Source organism: Rhizobium sp. M1 (assembly GCF_002531805.1).
Taxonomy (GTDB): Bacteria; Pseudomonadota; Alphaproteobacteria; order Rhizobiales; family Rhizobiaceae; genus Rhizobium; species Rhizobium etli_C.
Genome location: NZ_NWSW01000037.1, coordinates 30,855 through 54,260, shown reverse-complemented (window position 1 = coordinate 54,260; position 23,406 = coordinate 30,855). Strand labels below are relative to the sequence as shown.

The following is a 23,406-nucleotide window of genomic DNA, read 5'->3' as shown; positions in this document are numbered from 1 at the left end:
CGGAGCCGCTGGAAACGGTGTTCATCTCCTGGTTCCAGGGCGGCGAAGTGTTCCGCTCGGGCCTGACCTGGCGGCGCGGCGCCGGCAACATCTTCTACTTCCGCCCCGGCCACGAGACCTATCCGACCTATCACGACGCCAATGTTCAGAAGGTGCTGATCAACGGCGTCAAGTGGGCGCACAACCCGCAAGCGGCGTTGACTGCTATTACCGACGCTCCAAATGTGCCGGTAGAAAAGGCGCTGGAGCCGATCGTCGAACGCGGCCCGAGACTGCATCAGGCCGGCGAAGCCGGTTACCGATAAGAGATGAGACACCGTGGGCGCGGGCGCCGCGTTCGGCGGCCCCCGCAAGACGCCGCGATGATCTCGCTGCCGCTCACGCATGATGAACAACCATGAGGACAAAAGAATGCGCTTGATCATTCTCGGAACCGGAGGATGGGCAAACACCCATGCCATGCATTTTTCCGAAATCACCGGCGTCAAAATTGTCGCTGCCGTTGATACCGACGAGGTCCGGCTGCGGGCTTTCGCGCTCAGGCACGATATCCCGCTGACTTTCACGTCGCTTGATGACGCCCTTGCCTGGGGCGAGTTTGACGCCGTCACCAATGTGACGCCGGATCGCGCCCATTATTCCACCACGATGAAGCTACTCGGCGCCGGCAAACATGTGCTCTGCGAGAAGCCGCTGGCGGTCAACTACCGCGAAGCCAAAGAGATGGCCGACGCCGCGGCGGCATCCGGCAAGGTCACGATGGTAAACCTCACCTATCGCAACGTGGCGCCGCTTCAGGCAGCGCGCAAGATGGTGCTGGAGGGGCGTCTCGGCGCGATCCGCCACTTCGAAGCGTCCTATCTCCAGAGCTGGCTGGTCTCGAAGGCTTGGGGCGACTGGACCAAGGAATCGCAATGGCTCTGGCGGCTGTCGACAAAGCATGGCTCGAATGGCGTGCTGGGCGATGTCGGTATCCACATCCTCGACTTTGCGGTTTTTGCCGCGGGAAGCGACGTCAAGGCGGCGACATCGCACCTCAAGGTGTTCGACAAGAGCCCCGGAAACCGGATCGGCGAGTACGACCTCGACGCAAATGACAGTTTCCTGATGATGGCCGAACTCGAAAACGGTGCGGCCGGGGTCATCCATGCGACGCGCTGGGCAACCGGCCATCTGAACGAGCTGCGGCTGCGCCTGCATGGGGACAAGGGCGCCCTTGAGGTGGTGCATACGCCTGAGGGCTCGACTCTCAGGGTCTGCGAAGGCGCCGATGCCGACAAGGCGATCTGGCGCACGATCGAGGTCGAACCGGTCATCACCAACTTCCAGCGCTTTGCAAAGGCCGTGCGAAAGGGGCAGCCGGATGAGCCGGGTTTTGCCCACGCCGCCAAGCTGCAATTTGTTCTCGACCACGCCGTGAAGACGGCTGGTGCTCTGACCGAGCTTTAGTGCATGTCGCCCGGAAGTGTGCAGCGGTTCCGGGACAACGACATGCACAAAAACCAAGGGCTAAAGCGCGTCGCATGAATCAAATTTGATGCGACGCGCTTTAGAGGACAGCAGTCCACATTGCTCGGCGTCTCGGGGCGCGAACGCCGGCTGCGTCACATGCGGCGGTTCAGTTCCTCTTCGCTCACACCGAAGTGGTCGAGGATGATGCCGACGTTCCGGCGGTGAGACTTGAAATAGACGTCGAAGAGATCGCCGATCAGGGGAACCGTGCCGCAGGCGGCGTCGACGCCGAGATTGACTGCCATGCGGGCGAGCTTATGGGTGGGAAGGCCAAGGCGCCGTGCCTCGTCGATAATGAAAAGGCCGATGAGGGAGCCGGCAACGTCGCCGACCGCCGGGATGAGGCCGAGGACCGAGTCCGCGCCGATCCGTACGCCGATAAAAGGCAGTCGGACTGCGGTGTCCATCAGCCGTGCTATGCCCACAGCACGGCGAATCTTTCCGAGTTCGGCAGGGGTGAGGTATGTCGTCTTGGCGGCCGGCATCAGAGACCTTCTGGCGCGACCGGCGGTTTCGCCCCCCTCAAGGCGGCAGAGACGCCCCAGATTCCCTGGCGCAACGAATGGCCGATGTGATCGCAACGATTGTCCATGGCCGTGAAACGCCGATACGCCGATAAGGTTCGCCAGCGGCGCAATCGGAATCTCGCCTTATCCTCGGTCGGGCACCACGACCAATTTGCCCACGAAATTCTTCGCCATGAACTCGGTCTGGGCGCGATGGAATTCAGACAGCGGATAGACACCACCGACGAGAGGTCGGATCTTCCGGCTTTCGATATAGCCAACGAGGCGGCGGAAGTCGGCGCGGCTTCCCTGGCTCGATCCGTGCAGCTCCAATTGTTTCAGATACATGGTCCTGAGATCGAGCTGGACGACGGGGCCGGCAATGGCGCCGGCCGTTGTATAACGGCCTTCGGGGCGCAGGATCTTCAGGAGATCGTTGAACAGCGGCCCGCCGACGAGGTCGGCAACGACATCGATCGGTTGTCCGCAGCTGGCGGAATGGACGGCTTCGACCAGATCGCCCCTGCCGCGGGTCACGACCGCTTCGGCGCCGATATCGAGCATCGCCGCCTCCTTGCCCGGTCCGGCGACGGCGATCGGGATGGCGCCGCGGGCGCGCGCGAGCTGGATGATCGCCGAGCCGACACCGCCCGAGGCGCCGGTGACGAGGACGCGTTCGCCGGTGGCAAGCCGCGCCCGTTCCAGCATGCGCTCGCCGGTCAGATAGGCGCAGCAGAAGGTGGCGAGCTCGATATCGGTCAGATCGGTTGCAACGACATGGGCGTTTTCGGCCGGCAGCGCCATATATTCGGCGTAGCCGCCGTCGCGGCCATGACCCATGTAGTCGATGTCGGCGAGACTGTCGTCGTCGCGATTATAGATCGAGAAGTCGACCATGACGCGTTCGCCGATGCGCGCGGGGTCGATACCGCGGCCGACGCCGACAATGTGGCCAACCGTATCGGTGCCCTGAATGCGCGGAAATGTCAGCGTATTGCCCTGCCTGCGCCAGGTCGAGACGGCGGAAGGATCATCCTCGGTGCCATAGGCGCCTTCACGGACCCAGACGTCGGTGTTGTTCATGCCGCAGGCGGTGACGCGGATCAACACCTCGCCCTCCGCCGGCGCCGGAACGGGGACGTCGGTGCGGTAGACGAGCTTCTCCAATCCGCCATGGCCGGTGAGCAAAACGGCTGCCATCTTTTCCGGGATCGTCATGCGGCCTCTCCTCAGATGTTCTTGAAGACGCTTTCGATCGCATCCGCGGTCGCCTTGACGACAATGTCCGCCTCCTCACGCGTCAGGCAGAGCGGCGGCGCAAAGCCGAGGATGTCGCCCTGTGGCATGGCGCGGCCGATGACGCCGCGTTCGAGAAGGGCGGAAGCGACCTGCGGACCGATTTTGCGGCCGGGATCGAAAAATTTCCGATCATCCCTGTCCTCGACGAATTCGACGGCTGCCATCAGGCCGTCGCCGCGGACGTCGCCGACGTTGCGATGGCTGCCCACTGCCTTCTCCAGTTCCGAGCGGAAATAGGCGCCGGTCGTGCCGGCATTTTCGACGATGTCCATTTCGTCGATCAGTTCGAGGTTGGCGATGCCGGCGGCGGCGCAGATCGGGTGGGCGGAATAGGTCCAGCCGTGGCCGATCGCTCCCAATTCATCGGAACCCTGCACCAGCACCTGCCACATCTTGCTCGAAACGATGCTGCCGGAAAGCGGGGCATAGGCGGAGGTCAGGCCCTTGGCGATGGTGATCAGATCCGGCTTCATCCCATAGTGATCCGAGCCGAACATCGTGCCGAGACGGCCGAAGCCGGTGACGACTTCGTCGGCAACAAGCAGGATGTCGTATTTGTCGAGCACGGCCTGGATCTTCTGCCAGTAACCTTGCGGCGGCGGCACGATGCCGCCGGTGCCGAGGATCGGTTCGCCGATGAAGGCGGCGATGGTATCGGGGCCTTCGGCGAGGATCATCTCCTCCAGTCTGTCGGCGCAATATTGCGAGAACTGTTCCTCGTCCATCGACCGGTCGGGGCGGCGGAAATAATAGGGCGCCTCGGTGTGAAGGATGGGCGCACGCGGCAGGTCGAAGGCATTGTGGAAGAGAGCAAGACCGGTGAGGCTGCCGGTGATGACGCCGGAACCGTGATAACCGCGCCAGCGCGAGATGATCTTCTTCTTCTCCGGCCGGCCGAGGATGTTGTTGTAATACCAGATAAGCTTGATGTTGGTCTCGTTGGCATCCGAGCCGGAAAGACCGAAATAGACGCGGCTCATGCCGGCGGGCGCGCGGTCGATGATCATCTTCGACAGCGTGATCGACGCTTCCGTGCCGTGGCCGACATAGGCGTGGTAATAGGCGAGGTTCTTCGCCTGTTCGGCGATCGCATCGGTGATCTTCTGGCGGCCGTAGCCGACATTGACGCAATAGAGCCCGGCAAAGGCATCGAGGCTTTTGCGGCCGCTCGTATCGGTGATGTAGACGCCTTCGCCGCCTGCGACGACGCGGGTCGGCGTCTCGCCGCGCGCATGCATGCCCATATGGGTCGAGGGGTGGAAGAAGTGATCGCGGTCCCAGGCGGTGAGTTCGTTGCTTTTGTCGAGCATGTCCTGTCCTCTTCTTGAAATTGGGTGCTCAGGCGGCGGTGTCGATGCAGAGATATTTGAGCTCGGTGAAGGCCTCGAGTCCGTGGCGGGAACCCTCGCGCCCAAGGCCGGACTGCTTCCAGCCGCCGAAGGGAATGGGGCCGCCGGTGATCTTCACGCGGTTGACCGCCACCATGCCATATTCCAGCGCGCGGCCGAGACGCATCTGACGGGCGCCGTTCTCGGTAACCACATAGGCGACGAGGCCGTATTCGCTATCATTGGCGCGGGCAACGACCTCTTCTTCGGTGTCGAAGGTGGTCAGCGCCGCCAGAGGCCCGAAAGTTTCCTCGCGCATGATCAGCGCATTCGCCGGCACATCCGTCAAAAGCGTCGGCTGATAGAAGAGCCGGCCGGCCTTGTGGCGGCTGCCGCCGATGACGAGCCGGGCGCCCTGCGCCAGCGCGTCGGCGACCTGCTGCTCGACCTTGACGACGGCCCGTTCATGCATCAGCGGCCCGATCTCGCTTCCATCCTCAAGCCCTGCGCCGACCTTCAGCTCGCCGATGCGGGCGGCAAAGGCCTTGGCGAAGGCATCGGCGATGCGCCGCTGGACGAAGATGCGGTTGGCGGCAAGGCAATCCTGGCCGGATGTGGCGAACTTGGCGTCGACGGCGATCTCGACCGCTTTTGCGACATCGGCATCGTCGAAGACGATCAGCGGCGCGTGGCCGCCGAGCTCCATCACCAGCCGCTTCATCGTTGGCGCGCATTGCGCGGCGATTAGGCGGCCGACCTCGGTGGAGCCGGTGAAGCTCATCGCGCGCAGGCGGACATCGCTGCACATGCGTCCGACGATCGTTGCAGCATGGCCGGTGACGACGTTGAAGACACCGGCGGGAATGCCGGCGCGTTCACCGAGTTCGGCAAGCGCGAGCGCAGAAAGCGGCGTTTCCGAGGAGGGGTGGGCGACGACGGTGCAGCCGGCAGCAAGTGCCGCGGCCGCCTTTCGGGTGAGCATGGCGGAAGGAAAGTTCCACGGCGTGACGATGCCGACGACGCCGAGCGCCTCGCGCCGGACGATCATTTCCGCCCCGGCCAGATGGCTGGTGACGCTCTCGGCATTCAGCCGCTTGCCTTCCTCGGCATACCACTCGATGAAGGAGGCGGCGTAGTCGATCTCGCCGCGCGCTTCGGCAAGCGGTTTGCCCTGTTCCAGCGTCATGATCAGCGCCAGATCCTCTTTCGCCGCAAGCATCAGCGCGTGCCATCTGCGCAGGATCGCCGCACGGTTCTGCGGCAGCATCGCGCGCCAGGCGGCAAGGGCCTCCGACGCCGCATCGATCGCCATTGCCGTCTCTTCGGCACAGAGGCTCGCAACCCAGGTGAGCGTCGCCGAAGAAGCCGGATCTGTGACGGCGAAGCTCTTGCCCGTGGTCCCGGCGATCCACCGGCCGCCGACATAGGCGAGATCGCGCAGGAGATGACGATCGGCGATCCGCGACAGCGCGTCGTGATAGGCGGGGCGGGCAAAAACGGCAGTCATGTCCAATCTCCTCGTTGCGGTGACGTGAAGTCTTCCACAGGAGCGGACGAGAGATTGTCCTTTGGCGATGGCGAAAAGAGAGAAACGGGCTAAAGCACAGCCGCCGGATAGAGAGATTGTCTAGAGCATGATGCCGAAAAGTGTGAGCGGTTTTCGGACGACATCATGCTCTAACTCTTTAACTTAGAACAGGATTCAGATTTTAGACCGGGTCGGCCAAAAATCTGAATCCTGTTCTAGGAAGCGCTTTCCTCATCGCCGGATGCGGCGAAGGAAGAGACCGGAACGACTGTTTCCTCCTTCACCGTCTTGGTGACGATATAGGTGAAGTAGCGGTCGATGCCGAGTTCGCGGTCGAGAAGCCCATCGACCAGTCGCTGGTAGGCGTCGATATTGGCCGTCATGATCTTCAGAATGTAATCGACGCCGCCACCCACCGACCAGCAGGCGACGACCTCCGGGATTGCGGCGATGGTACGTTCGAAGCGTTCGAAATCGGCCTGGCGATGATTGGCGAGGGTCACTTCCATCATCACGCTGGCAACCGGCGCGATGCGCCGCGGGGCGATGCGGGCGTGGTAGCCGGTGATCACACCGGCCTTTTCAAGCTTTCGCAGCCGCATCCAGCACGGCGTCGGCGACAGTCCGGCCTTTTCGGCCAGCGCCAGCTTGGTGATGCGGCCGTCGCGCTGGACGGCGTCGAGAATGCGCAGGTCGATGGCGTCGAGCTTCATGGTGCTTTCTTCAGAAAGAATTCATTTCAAACGCAGCGAAAAGACAATGAAAGCGCATTTTGGCATTGTCAATTGAACTGATTTTCAGCACTGTTGAAATCATGACAAATTGGCGCCCCGATCCCTCGCAACTCCGCCGGCCGGCCTATCTTTCACTCGCCGAGCAGATCGCCAACGCGATCACCGACGGCAAGCTCTCCGACGGGGCGCAATTGCCGCCGCATCGCAAGCTGGCGGATGATCTGCATCTTTCCGTGCAGACGGTCAGCCGCGCCTATGACGAGCTGAGCCGCCGCGGGCTGATCTCAGGCGAGATCGGCCGCGGCAGTTTCGTGCAGACGCGGCCGCCTGAGCCGGAGCCGCCCTATCTGCCGGAACGGCTGGGCGAGGTGATCGATCTGTCGATCCTGAAGCCGGTCTGCGAGCAGATCCATCTGGAAAAAATGCGCCAGGCCTTCGGCTGGCTTTCCGAAAACCTGCCTTCCAGCTCGGCCCTGTCGTTCCGGCCGAATATGGTGTTTCCGCGTCACCGCGTTGTCGCCACCGAATGGCTGGCGCGTTGCGGACTCGACGTGTCGCCGCTGAACATCAGCCTGACGAATGGCGCGACCTCCGGCATGACGGTGGCGCTGATGAGCGTCGCGCCGCCCGGCTCGACGATTGCGACCGAAGCCGTCAGCCACCATACGCTGGTGCCGCTCTGCGGCTATCTCGGCCTGCACCTCGAAGGGTTGGCGATCGACGAGGAAGGTATGATCCCCGAAGCGCTGGACGAGGCCTGCCGGACCGGGCCGATCCGGGCAATTTTCCTGCAGCCCTCGGTGATCAATCCGATGGCGGCGCTGATGAGCGCCGAGCGCCGGCAGGCGCTTGCCGCCGTCGCCGCCAAGCATGACATAGCGATTATCGAAAACGACATTCTCGGGCCGATGGTCGAGGACCGGGCGCCGCCAATAGCGGCCTTCGCGCCGGAGCGCACGCTCTACGTCACGAGCTTTACGAAGATCACCGTTCCCGGCCTCAGGATCGGCTACCTCGTCGCGCCCGACCGCTATGTCGCCGCCGTCGCCAACCGGCATCTCGTCTCGAGCTGGATGGCGACGCCTGCCATGGCCGAGATCGCCAGCCGCTGGGTCAGCGACGGCACGGCGATGGAACTCGTCAACTGGCAGCGCCGCGCCCTTGTCGGACGCCACGCGATCGCGGCGGAGATGCTGGCCGGCCTGTCCTATCGAACGCACCCGCAAAGCCTGCATATATGGCTGCCGCTGTCCGGCAGCCATACGGAGGATGGTTTCGTGTCGCAGGCAAGGCTGCGCGGCGTAGCGATCGCGCCGGGCAAATCCTTCCACACCACCGATCACGGCTGGACGCCGGCGGTGCGCATCTCGCTCGGCTCGACGACGGAAGGCGAGCTGCGGACAGGACTCGGGATCGTTGCCTCGCTGGCGCAGGGAAATCCGGAGGAACTGCTGCTTGCGATTTGACGCTGCCGCCGCCTTTGCCGGCAGGCGCAGAATAATTGTCATGATATTATTTTACGAATTGACATGATTTTCGCGGGCCGTCATCGTTAGGTCATTGCTTGTCTCAACAAGGAGAGACATGAATGCCTGCGCCCATCATCCGCATCGACAACATCGTCAAGAGATACGGTCCGCTGACCGTGCTCGACGGCCTGTCGATGAATGTCATGCCGGGCGAGAAACTGGCGCTGATCGGGCCGTCCGGCTCCGGCAAGACGACGATCCTGCGCATCCTGATGACGCTGGAGACGATCAGCGGCGGCCATATCGAGGTCGACGGCGAGCAGCTCTATCACATGCCTGGTGGCAGCGGACTGGTGGCGGCCGATGAGCGGCACCTGCATCGCATGCGGGAAAAGATCGGCATGGTCTTCCAGCACTTCAACCTGTTCCCGCATAAATGCGTCCTCGACAACGTGACGCTGGCGCCGATGCTGACCAAGGGCATCAAGCGGCCGCAGGCCGAGAAGCGGGCGATGGAGCTTCTCGATATGGTCGGCCTTGCCGACAAGGCGAAAAGCGTCCCGGCGCAGCTTTCCGGCGGGCAGAAGCAGCGCGTCGCCATTGCCCGGGCCTTAGCGCTGTCGCCGAAGATCATGCTGTTCGACGAGGTGACCTCGGCACTCGACCCGGAGCTGGTCGAGGAGGTGCTGAACGTCATGCGGAAGCTCGCCTCCGAGACCGATATGACGATGCTTCTCGTCACCCACGAAATGGGCTTTGCCCACGACTTTGCCGACCGCGTGCTGTTCTTCGATCGCGGCAGGATCGTCGAGGAAGGCAGGCCCGGCGACATCTTCCGTAATCCGACGCAGGAAAGGACGCAGACCTTCCTGCGCAAGATCATCGCGGCAGGGCACCGCGTCTGACCTCAGACATTGCCCGCAAAGAACAAAACGCAAAGAGAAAACCAGAGGAGTTGGGAACGATGAAAGCAGGATATGTTTTGAGCGCCGTCAGCCTGTCGGTGCTTCTGGTTACGGCGGCCGCTCCGGCATCCGCCGCCGATGACAAGCTCGAACAGCTGAAGGAACAGGGTTTTGCCCGCATCGCCATCGCCAACGAGCCGCCATTCACCGCCGTCGGCGCCGATGGCAAGGTTTCGGGCGCCGCCCCCGACGTGGCACGCGTGATCTTCGAAAAGCTCGGCGTCAAGGAAGTGGTCGCCTCGATCTCGGAATACGGCGCGATGATCCCCGGCCTGCAGGCCGGCCGCCATGACGCGATCACCGCGGGCCTTTTCATGAAACCGGAACGTTGCAGCGCCGTTGCCTATTCCGAACCGATCCTCTGCGATGCCGAAGCCTTCGCTCTCAAGAAGGGCAACCCGCTGAAGCTGACGAGCTACAAGGATATCGCCGATAATCCGAACGCCAAGATCGGCGCGCCGGGCGGCGGCACGGAAGAGAAGCTGGCGCTGGAAGCCGGCGTGCCGCGTGACCGCGTCATCGTGGTTCCGGATGGGCAGAGCGGCATCAAGATGCTGCAGGACGGCCGCATCGACGTCTATTCGCTGCCGGTCCTGTCGATCCACGATCTGATGGCGAAGGCGAAGGATCCGAACCTCGAAACCGTCGCCCCCGTCGTCAACGCACCGGTCTATTGCGACGGCGCCGCTTTCCGCAAGCAGGACGTCGCGCTGCGTGATGCCTTCGACGTCGAGCTGAAGAAGCTGAAGGAATCGGGCGAATTCGCCAAGATCATCGAGCCTTACGGCTTCTCGGCCAAGGCGGCGATGTCGACGAGCCGCGAAAAGCTCTGCGCCGCAGCCAAGTAACCTGATGTGAGCACACCGGCCATGCGCCCTGCCATGGCCGGTCCGCCCCGCACGATCTCCAGAGAAGTGAGTTGCCGATGTCGGTATGGTCCGGCTATCTGACACTGATCCTTCAGGGCGCCCTGGTGACGCTCGAACTGACGGTCATGGGCTCGGCGTTGGCGCTCGTCATGGCCTTCCTGGCCGGCCTCGGCCGCCTGTCGCGCTTCTTTGCCGTCCGGGCTCTGGCGACCGCCTATATCGAATTCTTTCGCGGCACCTCGATCTTCGTCCAGCTTTTCTGGGTCTATTTCGTGCTGCCTTTTGCCGGTCTGACGCTGACGCCGCTGCAGGCCGGCGTGCTGGCGCTCGGACTGAATGTCGGCGCCTATGGCGCGGAGGTGGTGCGGGGCGCCGTCAAGGCCGTCGGGCGCGAACAGTCGGAGGCCTGCATCGCGCTCAACCTGTCGCGCTACCAGCGCATGCGCCACGTCATCCTGCCGCAGGCGTTGCCGCTGATGCTGCCAACCTTCTGCAACAATGCGATCGAGCTCTTGAAGGGCACGGCCGTCGTGTCGTTGATCTCGCTGACGGACATGACCTTTCAGGCGCAGGTGGTGCGGGCGCAGACCGGCAATACGCTGGTGCCTTTTGCGGCGATCCTCATCCTCTATTTCCTCATGGCCTCCGCCATCTCGGCGGCGATGCGCCTGCTGGAGCGGCGGATGACACGTGGCCTCGACGGCATGAGGACCTGATCATATGGAATGGGATTGGGATTTCGTCTGGCAGATCATGCCGACCCTTCTCGAAGGGTTCAAGATCACTATTCTTGCCACCATCCTCGGCGCTGCGGTCGCCATGGTCGTTGGCCTCGGCCTCGCCATTGCGCGGCGATCCCCGGTCGCCGCCATTTCCCGGACGGTCGGCTTCGTCTCGGAATTCATTCGCGGGACCCCGCTGCTGGTACAGCTCTACTTCATCTTCTACGTGCTGCCCGATATCGGCATCCGGCTGTCGCCGCTCACCGCCGGCGTCATCGGCATCGGCATTCACTATGCGACCTATACCGCGGAGGTCTATCGCGCCGGCATCGAGAACGTTTCGCGCGGACAATGGGAAGCGGCCAAGGCGACCAATCTGACGACGCGCCAGGCTTGGATCCACGTAATCTTGCCGCAGGCGATCCCGCCGATGATCCCGGCACTCGCCAATTATTTCATCGCCATGTTCAAGGAAACGCCGCTTCTTTCGGCGATCACCGTGCTGGAATTGATGAACCAGGCCAAAAGCATCGCCAACAGCAACTATCGCTATATCGAGCCGATGACGCTCGTCGGCGTCTTCTTCCTCGTCATCAGCCTGGTCTCGGTCGTGGGCTTGCGCTGGCTCGAGGAACGCTATGCCAGGATGGATGATTGATATGACCGCAGGAATCGAAATCATTCCCGCCGGCCGGCGGCCGCGACTGGACGACCGGCCGTTGGAAAAGCGCATCGGCCTCGTCATCCTGGCGACCGACCACACGAGCGAAGTCGACTTCCGGCGCATGGTCGCCGGCGACCGCATCGGCGTCTATGTCAGCCGCATCCGCTATGCCAATCCGGTGACACCGGAAAACCTCTTGAAGATGCAGCCATCGCTGACGGAAGCCGCCGGGCTGATCCTGCCGGATGAGGCGCTGGATGCGATCATGTATTCCTGCACCTCGGCCTCGGTCGTCATCGGCGACCGCAATATCGAGGCGGCGATCCATGCGGCCAAGCCGGGTGTTTCAGTGGTGACGCCGACGGCGGCGGCGGTGAAGGGCCTGAAGGCGCTCGGCGCCCGCCGGATTTCGGTGCTGACGCCTTATACGATCGAGACCAGCCGGCCGATGGCGGATTATTTCGCAGCTCTCGGTTTTGCGATCGACCGCTTCACCTGCCTCGGCCTCAGCGACGATCGCGAGATGGCGCGGATCGCGCCGGACGAGATCGCCGTCTTCGCGCGTGAGGCGCTGGCGCCGCAGTCCGACGCGCTGTTCATCTCCTGCACTGCTCTGCGCGCCGCACAGGTCGCCGCCCGCATCGAAGGCGAGACCGGCAAGCCGGTGGTGAGCAGCAATCTCGCAACCGCCTGGGCCTGCCTGAGGCTTTGCGGCGATGATCGGGCGCGGCCCGAGCTCGGCCGGCTGATGACCATGCCCTATGGGGAAGGCTGAGATCATGGTGAGCGCCTTGCCGGTTTCGCTGGAGGATATTCGCGCAGCGGCGCGACGGATCGCCGGCCGGGTCGTCGAAACACCGATGGTGCAGTCGGCATCGCTTGCCGAGATTGCCGGCGTTCCGGTCTGGCTGAAGCTCGAACATCACCAGACGACGGGCAGCTTCAAGCTGCGCGGGGCGACCAACGCGGTACTGTCATTGTCACCGGTAGAACGCGCGCGCGGCGTCGTCGCCGCCTCGACCGGAAATCACGGCCGGGCGCTTGCCCATGCCGCGAAGGCGCAAGGCGCGGTCGCGACGATCTGCATGTCGCAGCTGGTGCCGGAGAACAAGGTTGCGGAAATCCGCCGCCTCGGCGCCGATGCGCGCATCGTCGGCCGATCGCAGGACGAGGCGCAGCAGGAAGTCGACCGGCTGGTGCGAGAGGAGGGGCTGGTGATGATCCCGCCTTTCGACCATCCCGACGTCGTCGCCGGGCAGGGGACACTCGGGCTCGAAATCGTCGACGCCGTGCCTGCGGTGGCAACGGTGCTGGTGCCGCTTTCGGGCGGCGGCCTTGCGGCGGGCGTCGCCGCCGCGGTCAAGGGCGTCAATCCGAAGACGAAGGTGATCGGCCTGACGATGGAACGGGGCGCGGCGATGAAGGCGAGCCTCGATGCCGGACGACCGGTGCAGGTCGAGGAGGTGAGGAGCCTTGCCGACTCTCTCGGCGGCGGCATCGGCCTCGACAATCGCGTGACCTTCGCCATGTGCCGCAAACTTCTCGACGACGTCGTCCTGCTGACGGAGACGGAGATCGCCGCCGGCATGCGCCGTGCCTATGCCCGCGAGGGCGAGATTATCGAGGGGGCGGGCGCAGTCGGCATCGCAGCACTGCTGGCCGGAAAGATCCGCTCCGGCGGCCCGGTCGTTGTGATCCTTTCGGGACGGAATGTCGATATGGAACAGCACCGTCGCGTGATCAACGGCGAGGGCGCGGCGTTCGCGGAGGATAACCCATGAGCCGCATGATCATTCTGACGGAAGCGGAATTGCGCAAGGTTGTGGGGCTCGATGCCGGCGCGGTCGCTTGCGTCGAGCAGGCCTTCGCCGCGCTTGCGACGAAGGCGGTCGCCATGCCGCCGATCCTGCGGCTCGACATTCCCGAGTATCGGGGTGAGGTCGATGTGAAGACCGCCTACGTGCCTGGCATCGAGGGTTTCGCGATCAAGATCAGCCCCGGTTTCTTCGACAATCCAAAAATCGGCCTGCCGAGCACCAACGGCATGATGGTGCTGCTGTCGAGCCGGACCGGGCTGGTGCAGGCGCTGCTGCTCGACAACGGCTATCTCACCGACGTGCGCACCGCCGCGGCCGGCGCCGTCGCGGCAAAATATCTGTCGCGGCAAAATTCCAGCGTGGCGGCGATCTTCGGCGCCGGCATGCAGGCGCGGCTGCAGCTGGAAGCGCTGACGCTGGTGCGGCCGATCCGTGACGCCAGGATATGGGCGCGGGATGCGGCCAAGGCTAGGGGCGTGGCTGCGGAACTGGCGGCAAGGCTCGGCTTTCCCGTCAAGGCGATATCCGACCCGCGGCAAGCAATGTCCGGCGCCGACATCATCGTGACCACCACGCCGGCGGAAAAACCGATCATCGACGCCGGCTGGCTCGAACCCGGGCAGCATCTGACGGCCATGGGATCGGATGCCGAGCACAAGAACGAGATCGATCCCGCGGCCATCGCCGGCGCCGGCCTCTATGTCGCCGACAGCCTGAAGCAGACACGCCGGCTGGGCGAGTTGCACCATGCGATCGAAGCGGGCCTCGTCGAAAGGGATGCCGATTTCGCCGAACTCGGCCGGATCGTCGCCGGGCGGATGTCGGGCAGGACGAGTAGCGACGAGATCACCATCGCCGACCTCACGGGAACCGGCATTCAGGACACCGCCATCGCCACGCTCGCCTTTGCCCGCGCCGGCGCGGCGAATGCCGGCACCACATTCGAAAGCTGACCGGCGCGGCGCCGGACAAGAAGGGAAGAGATATGACCCAGCCCCATCTGAAGTTCTCGCTCGGCGAATACGCCGCGCGCCTGGAAAAGACACGGCGTGCCATGGAGGCGAAAGGCGTCGATCTGCTTATTGTCAGCGACCCCTCGAACATGGCCTGGCTGACCGGTTATGACGGCTGGTCCTTCTACGTGCATCAGGCGGTGATCGTGCCGCCGCAGGGCGAGCCGATCTGGTTCGGCCGCGGCCAGGACGCCAACGGCGCCAAGCTCACCGCCTATCTCAGCCACGACAACATCGTCGGTTATCCCGATCACTACGTGCAGTCGACCGAGCGCCATCCGATGGACTACCTCTCCGGCGTCCTGACGGAGCGCGGCTTCGGCAAGCTGACGATCGGTGTCGAGATGGACAATTACTGGTTTTCAGCGGCCGCCTTCGCCGCGCTGCAAAAGCACCTGCCGAATGCGCGTTTCACCGATGCGACCGCGCTGGTCAACTGGCAGCGCGCGGTCAAGAGCGACACCGAAATCCAGTACATGCGCAATGCCGCCCGCATCGTCGAAGCGATGCATGCCCGCATCTTCGACAAGATCGAGGTCGGCATGCGCAAGTGCGACCTGGTGGCGGAAATCTATGACGCCGGCACCCGTGGCGTCGACGGCATCGGCGGCGACTATCCGGCGATCGTGCCGCTGCTGCCGTCCGGCGTCGAAGCATCGGCACCGCATCTGACCTGGGACGACCGGCCGTTGAAGAAGGGCGAGGGTACCTTTTTCGAAATCGCCGGCTGCTACAATCGCTATCACCTGCCGCTGTCGCGCACCGTCTTCCTCGGCAAGCCGACGCAGGCGTTTCTCGATGCCGAAAAAGCGACGCTGGAAGGCATGGCAGCCGGTCTTGCGGTCGCCAAGCCCGGCAACACCTGCGAGGATATTGCCAACGCCTTCTTCGCGGTCTTGAAGAAATACGGCATCGTCAAGGACAACCGCACGGGTTACCCGATCGGCCTTTCCTATCCGCCGGACTGGGGCGAGCGCACCATGAGCCTGCGGCCGGGCGACCGGACGGAATTGAAGCCCGGCATGACCTTCCATTTCATGACCGGCCTCTGGCTCGACGACATGGGGTTCGAGACGACGGAAAGCATCCTCATCACCGACAGCGGTGTCGAGTGCCTCGCCAACGTGCCGCGCAAGCTGATGGTCAAGGATTGAGGCTGTCATGACAGAGACCCGTTTGCGGCCGTCGCCGATCAGCGCGACGGTGGATTTCGCCGCCGAGGGCGTCCAGCACGGTTTCCTCAGGCTGCCCTACAGCCGCGACGATTCCGCCTGGGGATCGGTGATGATCCCGATAACGGTCGTCAGGAACGGCAAGGGGCCGACGGCGCTTCTGACCGGCGGCAACCACGGCGACGAGTATGAGGGACCGATCGCGCTCTTCGATCTCGCCCGCTCGCTGAAGCCTGAGGAGGTGAGCGGCGCCGTCATCATCGTGCCGGCGATGAATTATCCGGCGTTCCTGGCGGGCACCAGGACGTCGCCGATAGACAGGGGCAACATGAACCGCAGTTTCCCCGGCCGGCCGGACGGCACGGTGACCGAGAAGATCGCCGACTATTTCAGCCGTGTGCTTCTGCCGATGGCGGATATCGTCCTCGACTTCCATTCCGGCGGCAAGACGCTCGATTTTCTGCCCTTCTGCGCCGCGCACATTCTGCCCAACAAGCAGCAGGAGCAAAAAGCCTTCGACTTCGTGACGGCGTTTGCCGCACCCTATTCGATGAAGATGCTGGAGATCGATGCGGTCGGCATGTACGACACGGCGGCCGAGGAAATGGGCAAGATCTTCATCACCACCGAACTCGGCGGCGGCGGCACCGCGACCGCCAAAAGTGCGGCGATCGCCAAACGCGGCGTGATAAACGTGCTGCGACATGCGGGGATCGTCGCCGGCGCCGTCGATACCGGTCCGACGACCTGGCTGGACATGCCGGATGGCCGCTGTTTCTCCTTCGCGGAGGAGGGTGGATTGATCGAAGCCGTCATCGACCTCGGTGACGTCGTCACCGAGGGTGCGGTCATCGCTCGCATCTACCCGACCGGGCGGACGGGTGAGGCGCCGCGCGAGATCCACGCCGCCATGGACGGTATTCTCTGCGCCCGGCATTTTCCGGGGCTCGTCAAACCAGGCGACTGCGTTGCAGTGATGGCGACCGTGACGAGCTGAGATGACGGGCAGGCGCGGCATGCGTTTCGCCGGCCGGCCATCTCAAGCCGCTTTCGGCGATCTCGACCCGGCAGCTGCCGCATCGATCTGGAAGCGGCTGACAACGCCTTCCAGCGTCTGCGTCTGGCCGCCGAGCGCGCGGCAGGCCGAGACGGTTTCCGCAGCCATGGCGGCGTTGCGCTGCGTGACCTCATCGAGCGCATTGACGGAGGCGTTGATTTCCCCGATCGCCACGGCCTGCTCGGACGATACCGAAACGATGCGGGCGATCAGGCCGGCGACCTGCTCGACCTGGCCTTCGATTTCCATAAGCGCCTTGCCGGTGCGGTTGACGAGCTCCACGCCGGTGGAAACCTCAGACGATGATGTGGAAATCAGAGATCGGATCTCCTTGGCGGCGTTGGCCGAACGGAGGGCGAGCTCACGCACTTCCTGCGCCACGACGGCGAAACCCTTGCCGGCTTCGCCGGCGCGGGCGGCCTCGACGCCGGCATTGAGCGCCAGGAGGTTGGTCTGGAAGGCGATCTCGTCGATGACGTTGACGATCGCACCGATCTGGGCGGACGAGCCTTCGATCTTTTGCATGGCGGCGATCGCATCGCGCACGACGGCGGCCGAATGTTCGGCGCTGCTGCGGGTCTCGGCCATCATGCCGGTCGCCTTGCCGGCATGGTTGGAAGCGTCCTTGGCCTTGGCATTCATTTCGCCGAGCGCGGCGGTCGCCTCTTCGAGCATTGCGGCCTGCTGTTCGGTGCGTAGTGCCAGGCTGTCGGCGGCATTGGTGATGCCGGCAGAGGAACTGCCCACCTGTCTGGACGTGTGGGCAATCTGCGCCATCGAGGCGCCAAGCGCATTCATGCTGTCGTTGAACTTGGCCCGCAACATTTCGTAGGCAGGGGCGAAGGCGGTCGTGATCCGGCAATCGAGATTGCCGTGCGACAGCTGGTCCAGGCCGTAAGTCAGCTGATCGATGACCGTCTCGCGTGTCTGTTCCTCGGCCGCCTTTTCGGCCATCTGGCTGCGTTCACGTTCGAATTCGGCATCGCGAAGCGCGGTCTCGCGCGTCTGCGCGTCTTGCCGTTCCAGCGCGTTGCGGCGGAACACCGCCACCGCCTTGGACATGGCGCCTATCTCGTCGGAGCGGTCGGAATAGGGAACCTCGGTCGAAAAATCGCCTTCGGCGAGATTGCCCATATAGGCCTTCATGCCATCCAGCGGCACGATGGCCCGGCGGCGCAGAAGATAAAGCCCAACCAGCAGCAGGGCCAAGGAGCCGAAGCCTGCGGCGCCGGCATAGATCGTCCACGTGACAATCTCCGAGGCTGCATTGCTCTCTTCGCCCTTCAGGAAAGCGTCGGAATTTGCGACGAGCTTCTCGACCGCATCCTGATGTGCATGGAAGGCGATGCGCAATTGCCCGATCGCACCATGCGCCTTGTCTTCGTCCTTGGCGTTCAGGGCTGGGATGATCGCTCGGTTCATCACCTCCCAGAAGACATCGCCCTTGGCGAGCACATCGTTCTCGAGCTGGTCCTTCAAAGCCTGCGGCAGCCGCGTCGATTTCCAATAGGCGCGCCGGTCGTCGTAGGCGGCCTTGAGATTTGCGATTTTGGCAAGATTGGTCTCGGTCAGTTCGGGAAATTTACTGGCTTCGAAAGAGAGCATGTAGGATTCGACCACGAACAGCGGCGGCGGCAGAATATCGGCGATCAGATCCTTGCCGTAAACCACCTGCTCGTAAACCGGACCGTTGACCTTCAGCCGTTCGAGCGCCGATTGCTGCAACCCGATCGATACGAGAAGGCCGGTCGAAACAGCAACGCCGAAGGCCACCAAACTGCGGGCAATAGTAAATGCCAAGATCGTCTCCAAATAACTTTGCGGCGTCTCTTCTTCGAGATGCCTGATGTACGTGGGTCATTATTTCGCAAGAACGCTGCTATATGGTTAATTCTTTTAGATCTCAGTTACCCGGCGAACTATTTACGGACCCTGTCAACTGTCCAAAATTGGGTCTATTTTTCCTCAATGCGATGGCAAGCCATTAGCTGCCATCTTGATGGCAGAAACGCCGGGGTTTATATTGATTGCGAAGGAGATCTGAGCCATGGCCGAACCACAGCTTTCTGTACGAAGCGCAAAGGCGCGGGATCTCGCACACCGGCTTGCCCGCCGTGAAAATCGCTCGATAGCCGACATTGTCGAGCGGGCTCTTGAATCCTATGAAATACGCGAAGCCGGGCGAGAGCCGGCTGTGTCCTTCTATAACAGGCTGACGCAACAAAGCGGGACGGACATCGACCTTGAAGCCGTCATCAAGGAGGGCAGGCAGGTTCATAAGGGCATCGAGCTTTGATTTTTCTCGATACCAACGTCGTTTCGGAAACTTTGAGAAAATCTCCCAGCGAAGCCGTAATCGCCTGGCTCATCCGTCATGATTCCGAATTGGCGCTGCCGACGGTGACGATTGCCGAGATCGCTTTTGGTATCCAGAAGATCCGGCCCGATCAGCGCGCCGAACGCCTGGAGCAGGCACTCTCCGACTGGCGCCGCCGCTTCGCGGACCGAATTTTTGGTCTGACCGAAGAAGCCGCTCTTGCCTATGGCGACATCATGGGCGCCGCCGCGCGTCAAGGACGTGGAATGTCGGCACCGGATGGTATGATCGCGGCAATTGCGCGGGTCAATGGCGGTCGGCTGGCAACACGAAATCTGGGCGACTTTGCCGTGACAGGCCTTGATTTGATCTCCCCTTGGGAATTCTGACGTCCTTCATCAGACGGTTTGCAGCATCGGCGCCTTTCAGGCCAATCGCATCAACATTTCATTCAGGTCGCCGATGTCCCGCAGCAGTTCGACCAGCCTGTCCGTGTCGACCTGGCTGAGCCGGCCCATTCCGCCGCTCTTGTTCCAGAGGTCCTGAAGTTCCTGGCTCATCCCGCGGACGCTACGCATAATGTCGATGATTTGCGCGCGGTTTTCCCAAGTTGCAACGACGGCCGATCCGTCCGTCTCCATCGATATGCGTTCCAGCAAAAGCAATGTCTGTTTCCTCTTGGGCGAAGCGAGTTTTGGTTCGGATGCGACATCGGGCAGACGAAGGGCCTTTACGGCGCGGTCCTCTGCAACGCGGTATTGACGGTCGCAAGCGACAGGAAATCAACGATTGGCTAGCGGGTGTGGGGCGAACCCGTTAGCCAATCGGCAAGCCCTTCGTCGGAATCACCCGAAGCAGGGATCGCAACAACAATAAATGGGAAATTTTCCCATATGTCAATTGGGTTTGATGACGCGCTCAGGGCTGGCCGGGAAAATCCGGCGGCGGCCCGGGCGGTGGGCCGTCATTCGGTGGCGGGCCGCCGGGCCGGTTCGGACCTGGAGAATCTCCGCCATGCCCACCTCTGCCGAACGGCGAGTGGTCCGGCCGCGGCCCATCTCCGCGACCGTCCGGCGAGCGAAGGCCGAAGCCATCGGGACCGCGCCCTCCGGGAAATCCCGTCATGCGGCTCGAATCCCGAACGCCGAAATCGACGAAGCCATGACCATCCGGAGATGGCGGCGCCGATCCGTAACGTCCCGAACCTGTCCCGTCTCTGTCCGTCGGCCGGAAGGTCTCGACGTTGACGACGCCGCGTTTCAGGCCCGGCACCACGGGCTCGGCCTGGATGCGCGTAATGACCAATCGATCGGCGGTCGCCTTCAGGCGCACGAGCGTCTGCTTGCCGGCGAGATACCCGTGCGTGGTGCCAAGCGAAAGGCCGCCGATCAGAACGCGGTTGCCGCGCTTGGCGGGCACGCCGCGGACGTGGGCGCCATCGGAAGCGGAGCGGGGTTCGATGCGCCGGGCAAGGATTGTACCGTCAGGCTTGCGGATGCCGAACACGGCGACCCGCTTGCCCTTCCGCAGGCCTTTCGTCGCCAAGCCCGATGTGTCGACGGTTTGCGACAGGATTCTTATCCCGCCCTTGGCAATCTGGTCGATGCGGCCCTGGACCTCGCTGACGATCGTTATGCGGGCGGCGCGCTTTCCTGTGAGCAGCACCCGGGCGACATGGCCGACCTTCATGGCACTCGCAGGGACGCGGCGCCCGTCGATCTCGACCGGCGTCGCCTGGCTGAACGGGATGTGGATGTTGTTGACGATAATGCTGCCGAAACCCTGGATGGTCCCGACGATGCCGGTGCCGCCGATGCCGTGATCCTCGTTCTCTCCACCTCCCTGAATGGAAAGACCGGACCCGCCGATGCCGTGATCGCTCGTCCCCGTCGGTTGGGCGGCGGCAAACTCCGGTCTCAAGACCTGAAGCGCTATGCCGCCCAGCAGAAACTGCCTTCTGGAGATCATCGACGGGCTCATTCGTCCGTCTCCGTCTCGGGAGCGGCGTCTGCCTCCTCGGTCATGACATACAGTCCCGCGATCCAGCGGCTGTTGCCGCCGGGATCGTCCTTAAGGGTTTGATGCGCGATTTTGTTGAGCTTGAGAAGCAATGCCATGCCTTCCTCGCGAGCGATCTCGTCGAGGCGGCTGGCCAGCGCTTGTGAGATCCCGTCATAATGAACGGCGCGTTCGAAGTAGGGAGGAGGGTCGTTCATCAGGTTCATGACCGACGCCTGCACATGGTCGCGAAGGTTGCGGGTAAAATAATGTCGGCGGGCGTCGTCGCCGGCATTCGGGACGATCGAGGAAAGATTGAGCCGGACCCAGCCATTGTCGTCGACAACGACGAGACCCCTGTCCAGCCACTCGTCGAGGATGGAACGGGGATGGACGTCCTTGGTGATGTCAGTCACCAGGCTTTCAAACGACGGGCCGCCATCGCCGGACGTCCGGGGCAGGGCGCTCGGCTTGTCCTCGGCATCACAATACAGCGGATCGGCAAGCCACCGGGCGAGAATGCGGCTTGTCTGCGAGACGCCCACGGTCAGGAATGATGGATCAAGCGCCTGCCCGCGCAGCCGGTTGACGTCCTTGCGGTGGATGCCGGTCAGAAGCGAGATGCGGCTATCGGTCTGATGCTTGTTCGGCAGCGCGAATTCTTTCTCGGCGACTTCGATATAAAGCCGGCGAAGAACGGCCGAAAAAGCGGTGAAGTTGAAACCGGAGGCAAGAGCGAGCCTGACCAGCGGGCGCAGCACGCGGATCAGCATCGCCTGCAAGGTCTCTTCGGAGAAGGGTAGCTTCGCGCGCGGCTTCGACATCAAGAACACTCGGTCTCTGAAGACCATTGCCGGCAGACCTTCGACGATCGCCTTCGATCTCCCTATGGCAAAGTCCGGGGTGGCGCAACGCGATGGCTACATGCAAGGCCGGTCTATGCCGTGCCCCCCGCCGATGCGACCGTGGCCGCACTGCGATTGGAAAGATTATTTTACGCGGTCTGTCAATGCGTTACCGGATGCGGCTCGGGTGACAGCACCGCGCCGTGGCTCCAGTCGATCAGCCGGTCGATGCGCGCAATCTTGTGGAAAACCTCGAAGACGTCGAATGATGTGCCCCTCTCGATATGGCCTGCCAGGAGCTCGCAAAGCTCGAATATCTCGGGCGGCGTGCCGGTCATCTCGATGCCGTCGTCGGTGAAGACACCGGATCGCGGCCAGGCCCGAGCCTGCTGTTCGTCGAGCTTGCAGCCGATGAAGGGGATGGTGTCGATAATGCCGGAGGCCAGCGCGAAGGCTGCCTCCGCGACGATTTCCGAGCACGACGTATTCGGCTCTTTGCTTAAGGCCGGTATTTGCAGCTTGAATTCCCGCATTCTCAATCCGTCAGAGGTAGTTGACCAGGCTCAGGCTCTGGAGTTTGGAGACGAGCGTGTAGGCCGTTTCCAGCTGCGTCTGCAGCTGGTTGACGAGCGTCGACGCCTCGTAGGTGTCGACGCCCTGGAGATCGACAAGCTTTCCCTGCAGCAGGCTCGATTGGGCATCGAGGGCGTCATCGGCCTTTTCGAGCCGCTCTTGCGAGAGGCCGAGCTGGCTCTGCTGCGTGACGATGCCGGACGTCGCCTGGGCGGCATAACCAATCGCTTTTGATGCGACCGTACTCTTGGCGTCGTCGCTGAGATCCTGGCCGAAGAGGGCGGAGACGACGACGGAGGCAAGGGCGAGATAACGCATGCCGTCGGAATTGGCGTTGGTCGAGGAGGTAATGGTCTCCGATCCGCTGATCCGGCTGGTCATATCGGTACTGGATGCCGTCGACCAACCTGACGAAGCATCGGTCCAGGCGCTCTCCGAGAACATCGGCTCGACGGTGTCGGTGATGAAGCTGCCGATCTCCTCGCCGGTCAACTCATTCACGTCTTTTCCGAGACCGGTTGCGTAATCGGTGAGCGCTGTGACGATCGTATCGGAAACCGTGGAGGATTGATCGGTCAGCGGCTGGTTGTCGAGGTTGGTGCCGCCAAACAGAAACTCGCCGTTGACAGAGGTATTGGCCGTCGAGATCAGCTGCGAAATCGTGGCACTTGCCGTCTGTAGCGCGACGGCAATGCTGGTCGTATCCTGGCTCGCCTGGAGCGCGGTCAGGTTCGAGACCAGGCTGTCGCCGGCATCCTTGAGGCTTGAAAGCGCGGTCTGCGATGCTTCCATGCGCAACGCGACGACGGAATTGCTCGTCTTGAACGAGGCGGCCTGGTCGATGGCGCTGGTGAGGTTGATCGTCTTCGCGGCGCCGGCGCCGAGCGACACGCCGATATCGGCGTAGGTTCCCGTCGTCGCCTCCGTCGAGGCCTGCTGCAGCTTGGTCTGGGACTGGCTGATGGTGAGCCTGAGAACGTTCTGCATCGCCGAGGATGAAACGAATGATGCCTTCATG

25 protein-coding genes are annotated in these 23,406 nt (G+C 63.0%); 14 read left to right on the top strand and 11 right to left on the bottom strand.

Going from position 1 to position 23,406, the window contains the following annotated elements:
• Both CO655_RS27925 and CO655_RS27920 read left to right on the top strand, forming a co-directional pair.
• On the top strand, positions 1-305 hold a 305-nt coding region (locus tag CO655_RS27925), incomplete at its 5' end, for a ThuA domain-containing protein (RefSeq protein ID WP_176539316.1).
• Between the two features lie 106 nt (positions 306-411).
• The gene (locus tag CO655_RS27920; protein ID WP_097667490.1) at positions 412-1,449 is read left to right on the top strand and encodes a Gfo/Idh/MocA family oxidoreductase; all 1,038 of its coding nucleotides are present in this window, start codon (positions 412-414) and stop codon (positions 1,447-1,449) included.
• Between the two features lie 155 nt (positions 1,450-1,604).
• Here CO655_RS27920 and CO655_RS27915 read toward each other — a convergent pair whose 3' ends face one another.
• From CO655_RS27915 to CO655_RS27895, 5 genes are all read right to left on the bottom strand, one after another.
• On the bottom strand, positions 1,605-1,997 hold the full coding sequence (locus tag CO655_RS27915) for a DUF4112 domain-containing protein (protein ID WP_097667489.1): 393 nt from the start codon (positions 1,995-1,997) through the stop codon (positions 1,605-1,607).
• A 165-nt stretch (positions 1,998-2,162) separates the two neighbouring features.
• Positions 2,163-3,236, bottom strand: coding sequence for an alcohol dehydrogenase family protein (locus CO655_RS27910; RefSeq protein ID WP_097667488.1), 1,074 nt, complete (start codon positions 3,234-3,236; stop codon positions 2,163-2,165).
• Positions 3,237-3,247: 11 nt separating this feature from the next.
• On the bottom strand, positions 3,248-4,627 hold the full coding sequence (locus CO655_RS27905) for an aspartate aminotransferase family protein (RefSeq protein ID WP_097667487.1): 1,380 nt from the start codon (positions 4,625-4,627) through the stop codon (positions 3,248-3,250).
• Between the two features lie 28 nt (positions 4,628-4,655).
• A complete protein-coding gene (locus tag CO655_RS27900; RefSeq protein ID WP_010030893.1) occupies positions 4,656-6,152 on the bottom strand; it encodes an NAD-dependent succinate-semialdehyde dehydrogenase in 1,497 nt (498 codons plus the stop codon).
• 236 nt (positions 6,153-6,388) lie between these two features.
• Positions 6,389-6,886: an Lrp/AsnC family transcriptional regulator gene (locus tag CO655_RS27895; RefSeq protein ID WP_097607686.1), complete on the bottom strand. Its 498-nt coding sequence runs from the start codon at positions 6,884-6,886 to the stop codon at positions 6,389-6,391.
• 101 nt (positions 6,887-6,987) lie between these two features.
• Here CO655_RS27895 and CO655_RS27890 point away from each other — a divergent pair, with 101 nt between their 5' ends.
• The 10 genes from CO655_RS27890 (at position 6,988) to doeB (ending at position 16,595) form a co-directional block, all read left to right on the top strand.
• A complete protein-coding gene (locus tag CO655_RS27890; protein WP_097667495.1) occupies positions 6,988-8,373 on the top strand; it encodes a PLP-dependent aminotransferase family protein in 1,386 nt (461 codons plus the stop codon).
• Between the two features lie 122 nt (positions 8,374-8,495).
• Entirely contained in the window at positions 8,496-9,281 is a 786-nt protein-coding gene (gene ehuA, locus CO655_RS27885) for an ectoine/hydroxyectoine ABC transporter ATP-binding protein EhuA (RefSeq protein ID WP_020919732.1), read from the top strand.
• Between the two features lie 59 nt (positions 9,282-9,340).
• On the top strand, positions 9,341-10,189 hold the full coding sequence (ehuB, locus tag CO655_RS27880; RefSeq protein ID WP_097607685.1) for an ectoine/hydroxyectoine ABC transporter substrate-binding protein EhuB: 849 nt from the start codon (positions 9,341-9,343) through the stop codon (positions 10,187-10,189).
• 77 nt (positions 10,190-10,266) lie between these two features.
• A complete protein-coding gene (ehuC, locus tag CO655_RS27875; RefSeq protein ID WP_097607684.1) occupies positions 10,267-10,926 on the top strand; it encodes an ectoine/hydroxyectoine ABC transporter permease subunit EhuC in 660 nt (219 codons plus the stop codon).
• Between the two features lie 4 nt (positions 10,927-10,930).
• Positions 10,931-11,590 (top strand): ectoine/hydroxyectoine ABC transporter permease subunit EhuD, encoded by a 660-nt coding sequence (ehuD, locus tag CO655_RS27870; RefSeq protein ID WP_097667486.1) that lies wholly within the window; start codon positions 10,931-10,933, stop codon positions 11,588-11,590.
• A gap of 1 nt (position 11,591) precedes the next feature.
• Positions 11,592-12,371, top strand: coding sequence for an ectoine utilization protein EutA (eutA, locus tag CO655_RS27865; RefSeq protein WP_097667485.1), 780 nt, complete (start codon positions 11,592-11,594; stop codon positions 12,369-12,371).
• A gap of 4 nt (positions 12,372-12,375) precedes the next feature.
• Positions 12,376-13,377: a hydroxyectoine utilization dehydratase EutB gene (gene eutB, locus CO655_RS27860; RefSeq protein WP_097667494.1), complete on the top strand. Its 1,002-nt coding sequence runs from the start codon at positions 12,376-12,378 to the stop codon at positions 13,375-13,377.
• Entirely contained in the window at positions 13,374-14,366 is a 993-nt protein-coding gene (eutC, locus tag CO655_RS27855; protein WP_097667484.1) for an ectoine utilization protein EutC, read from the top strand. The genes eutB and eutC overlap by 4 nt, the downstream gene beginning before the upstream one ends.
• Before the next feature lie 32 nt (positions 14,367-14,398).
• A complete protein-coding gene (gene doeA, locus CO655_RS27850) occupies positions 14,399-15,580 on the top strand; it encodes an ectoine hydrolase DoeA (RefSeq protein ID WP_097667483.1) in 1,182 nt (393 codons plus the stop codon).
• Positions 15,581-15,587: 7 nt separating this feature from the next.
• Positions 15,588-16,595, top strand: coding sequence for a N(2)-acetyl-L-2,4-diaminobutanoate deacetylase DoeB (gene doeB / locus CO655_RS27845; RefSeq protein ID WP_097667482.1), 1,008 nt, complete (start codon positions 15,588-15,590; stop codon positions 16,593-16,595).
• Between the two features lie 42 nt (positions 16,596-16,637).
• On the opposite strand, the gene CO655_RS27840 is transcribed toward doeB, so the two are convergent.
• The gene (locus CO655_RS27840; protein ID WP_097667493.1) at positions 16,638-18,455 is read right to left on the bottom strand and encodes a methyl-accepting chemotaxis protein; all 1,818 of its coding nucleotides are present in this window, start codon (positions 18,453-18,455) and stop codon (positions 16,638-16,640) included.
• Positions 18,456-18,702: 247 nt separating this feature from the next.
• Between CO655_RS27840 and CO655_RS27835 the strand changes: the two genes are divergently transcribed.
• Entirely contained in the window at positions 18,703-18,951 is a 249-nt protein-coding gene (locus tag CO655_RS27835) for a type II toxin-antitoxin system VapB family antitoxin (protein ID WP_010032286.1), read from the top strand.
• The gene (locus tag CO655_RS27830) at positions 18,948-19,361 is read left to right on the top strand and encodes a type II toxin-antitoxin system VapC family toxin (protein ID WP_010032283.1); all 414 of its coding nucleotides are present in this window, start codon (positions 18,948-18,950) and stop codon (positions 19,359-19,361) included. Before CO655_RS27835 ends, CO655_RS27830 begins: the two co-directional genes overlap by 4 nt.
• A gap of 36 nt (positions 19,362-19,397) precedes the next feature.
• Here CO655_RS27830 and CO655_RS27825 read toward each other — a convergent pair whose 3' ends face one another.
• From CO655_RS27825 to CO655_RS27805, 5 genes are all read right to left on the bottom strand, one after another.
• Positions 19,398-19,637 carry a hypothetical protein gene (locus CO655_RS27825; protein ID WP_097667481.1) on the bottom strand — a complete coding sequence of 80 codons (240 nt, stop codon included), beginning with the start codon at positions 19,635-19,637 and terminating at the stop codon, positions 19,398-19,400.
• Between the two features lie 253 nt (positions 19,638-19,890).
• A complete protein-coding gene (locus CO655_RS27820; RefSeq protein WP_097667480.1) occupies positions 19,891-20,952 on the bottom strand; it encodes a DUF5666 domain-containing protein in 1,062 nt (353 codons plus the stop codon).
• Positions 20,949-21,821, bottom strand: a complete 873-nt coding sequence (locus CO655_RS27815) for a DUF6502 family protein (RefSeq protein WP_010032277.1) — start codon at positions 21,819-21,821, stop codon at positions 20,949-20,951. Before CO655_RS27815 ends, CO655_RS27820 begins: the two co-directional genes overlap by 4 nt.
• A 155-nt stretch (positions 21,822-21,976) precedes the next feature.
• On the bottom strand, positions 21,977-22,348 hold the full coding sequence (locus CO655_RS27810) for a hypothetical protein (RefSeq protein WP_010032274.1): 372 nt from the start codon (positions 22,346-22,348) through the stop codon (positions 21,977-21,979).
• 10 nt (positions 22,349-22,358) lie between these two features.
• Positions 22,359-23,405, bottom strand: a complete 1,047-nt coding sequence (locus CO655_RS27805) for a flagellar hook-associated family protein (RefSeq protein ID WP_097667479.1) — start codon at positions 23,403-23,405, stop codon at positions 22,359-22,361.
• Position 23,406 lies beyond the last annotated feature (1 nt).

Bases quoted from the DNA above. Each gene is read 5' to 3' on its own strand.
- CO655_RS27920 (WP_097667490.1), top strand. From the start codon at position 412: ATGCGCTTGATCATTCTCGGAACCGGAGGATGGGCAAACACCCATGCC.
- CO655_RS27915 (WP_097667489.1), bottom strand. From the start codon at position 1,997: ATGCCGGCCGCCAAGACGACATACCTCACCCCTGCCGAACTCGGAAAG.
- CO655_RS27910 (WP_097667488.1), bottom strand. From the start codon at position 3,236: ATGACGATCCCGGAAAAGATGGCAGCCGTTTTGCTCACCGGCCATGGC.
- CO655_RS27905 (WP_097667487.1), bottom strand. From the start codon at position 4,627: ATGCTCGACAAAAGCAACGAACTCACCGCCTGGGACCGCGATCACTTC.
- CO655_RS27900 (WP_010030893.1), bottom strand. From the start codon at position 6,152: ATGACTGCCGTTTTTGCCCGCCCCGCCTATCACGACGCGCTGTCGCGG.
- CO655_RS27895 (WP_097607686.1), bottom strand. From the start codon at position 6,886: ATGAAGCTCGACGCCATCGACCTGCGCATTCTCGACGCCGTCCAGCGC.
- CO655_RS27890 (WP_097667495.1), top strand. From the start codon at position 6,988: ATGACAAATTGGCGCCCCGATCCCTCGCAACTCCGCCGGCCGGCCTAT.
- ehuA (WP_020919732.1), top strand. From the start codon at position 8,496: ATGCCTGCGCCCATCATCCGCATCGACAACATCGTCAAGAGATACGGT.
- ehuB (WP_097607685.1), top strand. From the start codon at position 9,341: ATGAAAGCAGGATATGTTTTGAGCGCCGTCAGCCTGTCGGTGCTTCTG.
- ehuC (WP_097607684.1), top strand. From the start codon at position 10,267: ATGTCGGTATGGTCCGGCTATCTGACACTGATCCTTCAGGGCGCCCTG.
- ehuD (WP_097667486.1), top strand. From the start codon at position 10,931: ATGGAATGGGATTGGGATTTCGTCTGGCAGATCATGCCGACCCTTCTC.
- eutA (WP_097667485.1), top strand. From the start codon at position 11,592: ATGACCGCAGGAATCGAAATCATTCCCGCCGGCCGGCGGCCGCGACTG.
- eutB (WP_097667494.1), top strand. From the start codon at position 12,376: ATGGTGAGCGCCTTGCCGGTTTCGCTGGAGGATATTCGCGCAGCGGCG.
- eutC (WP_097667484.1), top strand. From the start codon at position 13,374: ATGAGCCGCATGATCATTCTGACGGAAGCGGAATTGCGCAAGGTTGTG.
- doeA (WP_097667483.1), top strand. From the start codon at position 14,399: ATGACCCAGCCCCATCTGAAGTTCTCGCTCGGCGAATACGCCGCGCGC.
- doeB (WP_097667482.1), top strand. From the start codon at position 15,588: ATGACAGAGACCCGTTTGCGGCCGTCGCCGATCAGCGCGACGGTGGAT.
- CO655_RS27835 (WP_010032286.1), top strand. From the start codon at position 18,703: ATGGCCGAACCACAGCTTTCTGTACGAAGCGCAAAGGCGCGGGATCTC.
- CO655_RS27820 (WP_097667480.1), bottom strand. From the start codon at position 20,952: ATGAGCCCGTCGATGATCTCCAGAAGGCAGTTTCTGCTGGGCGGCATA.
- CO655_RS27815 (WP_010032277.1), bottom strand. From the start codon at position 21,821: ATGGTCTTCAGAGACCGAGTGTTCTTGATGTCGAAGCCGCGCGCGAAG.
- CO655_RS27810 (WP_010032274.1), bottom strand. From the start codon at position 22,348: ATGCGGGAATTCAAGCTGCAAATACCGGCCTTAAGCAAAGAGCCGAAT.
- CO655_RS27805 (WP_097667479.1), bottom strand. From the start codon at position 23,405: ATGAAGGCATCATTCGTTTCATCCTCGGCGATGCAGAACGTTCTCAGG.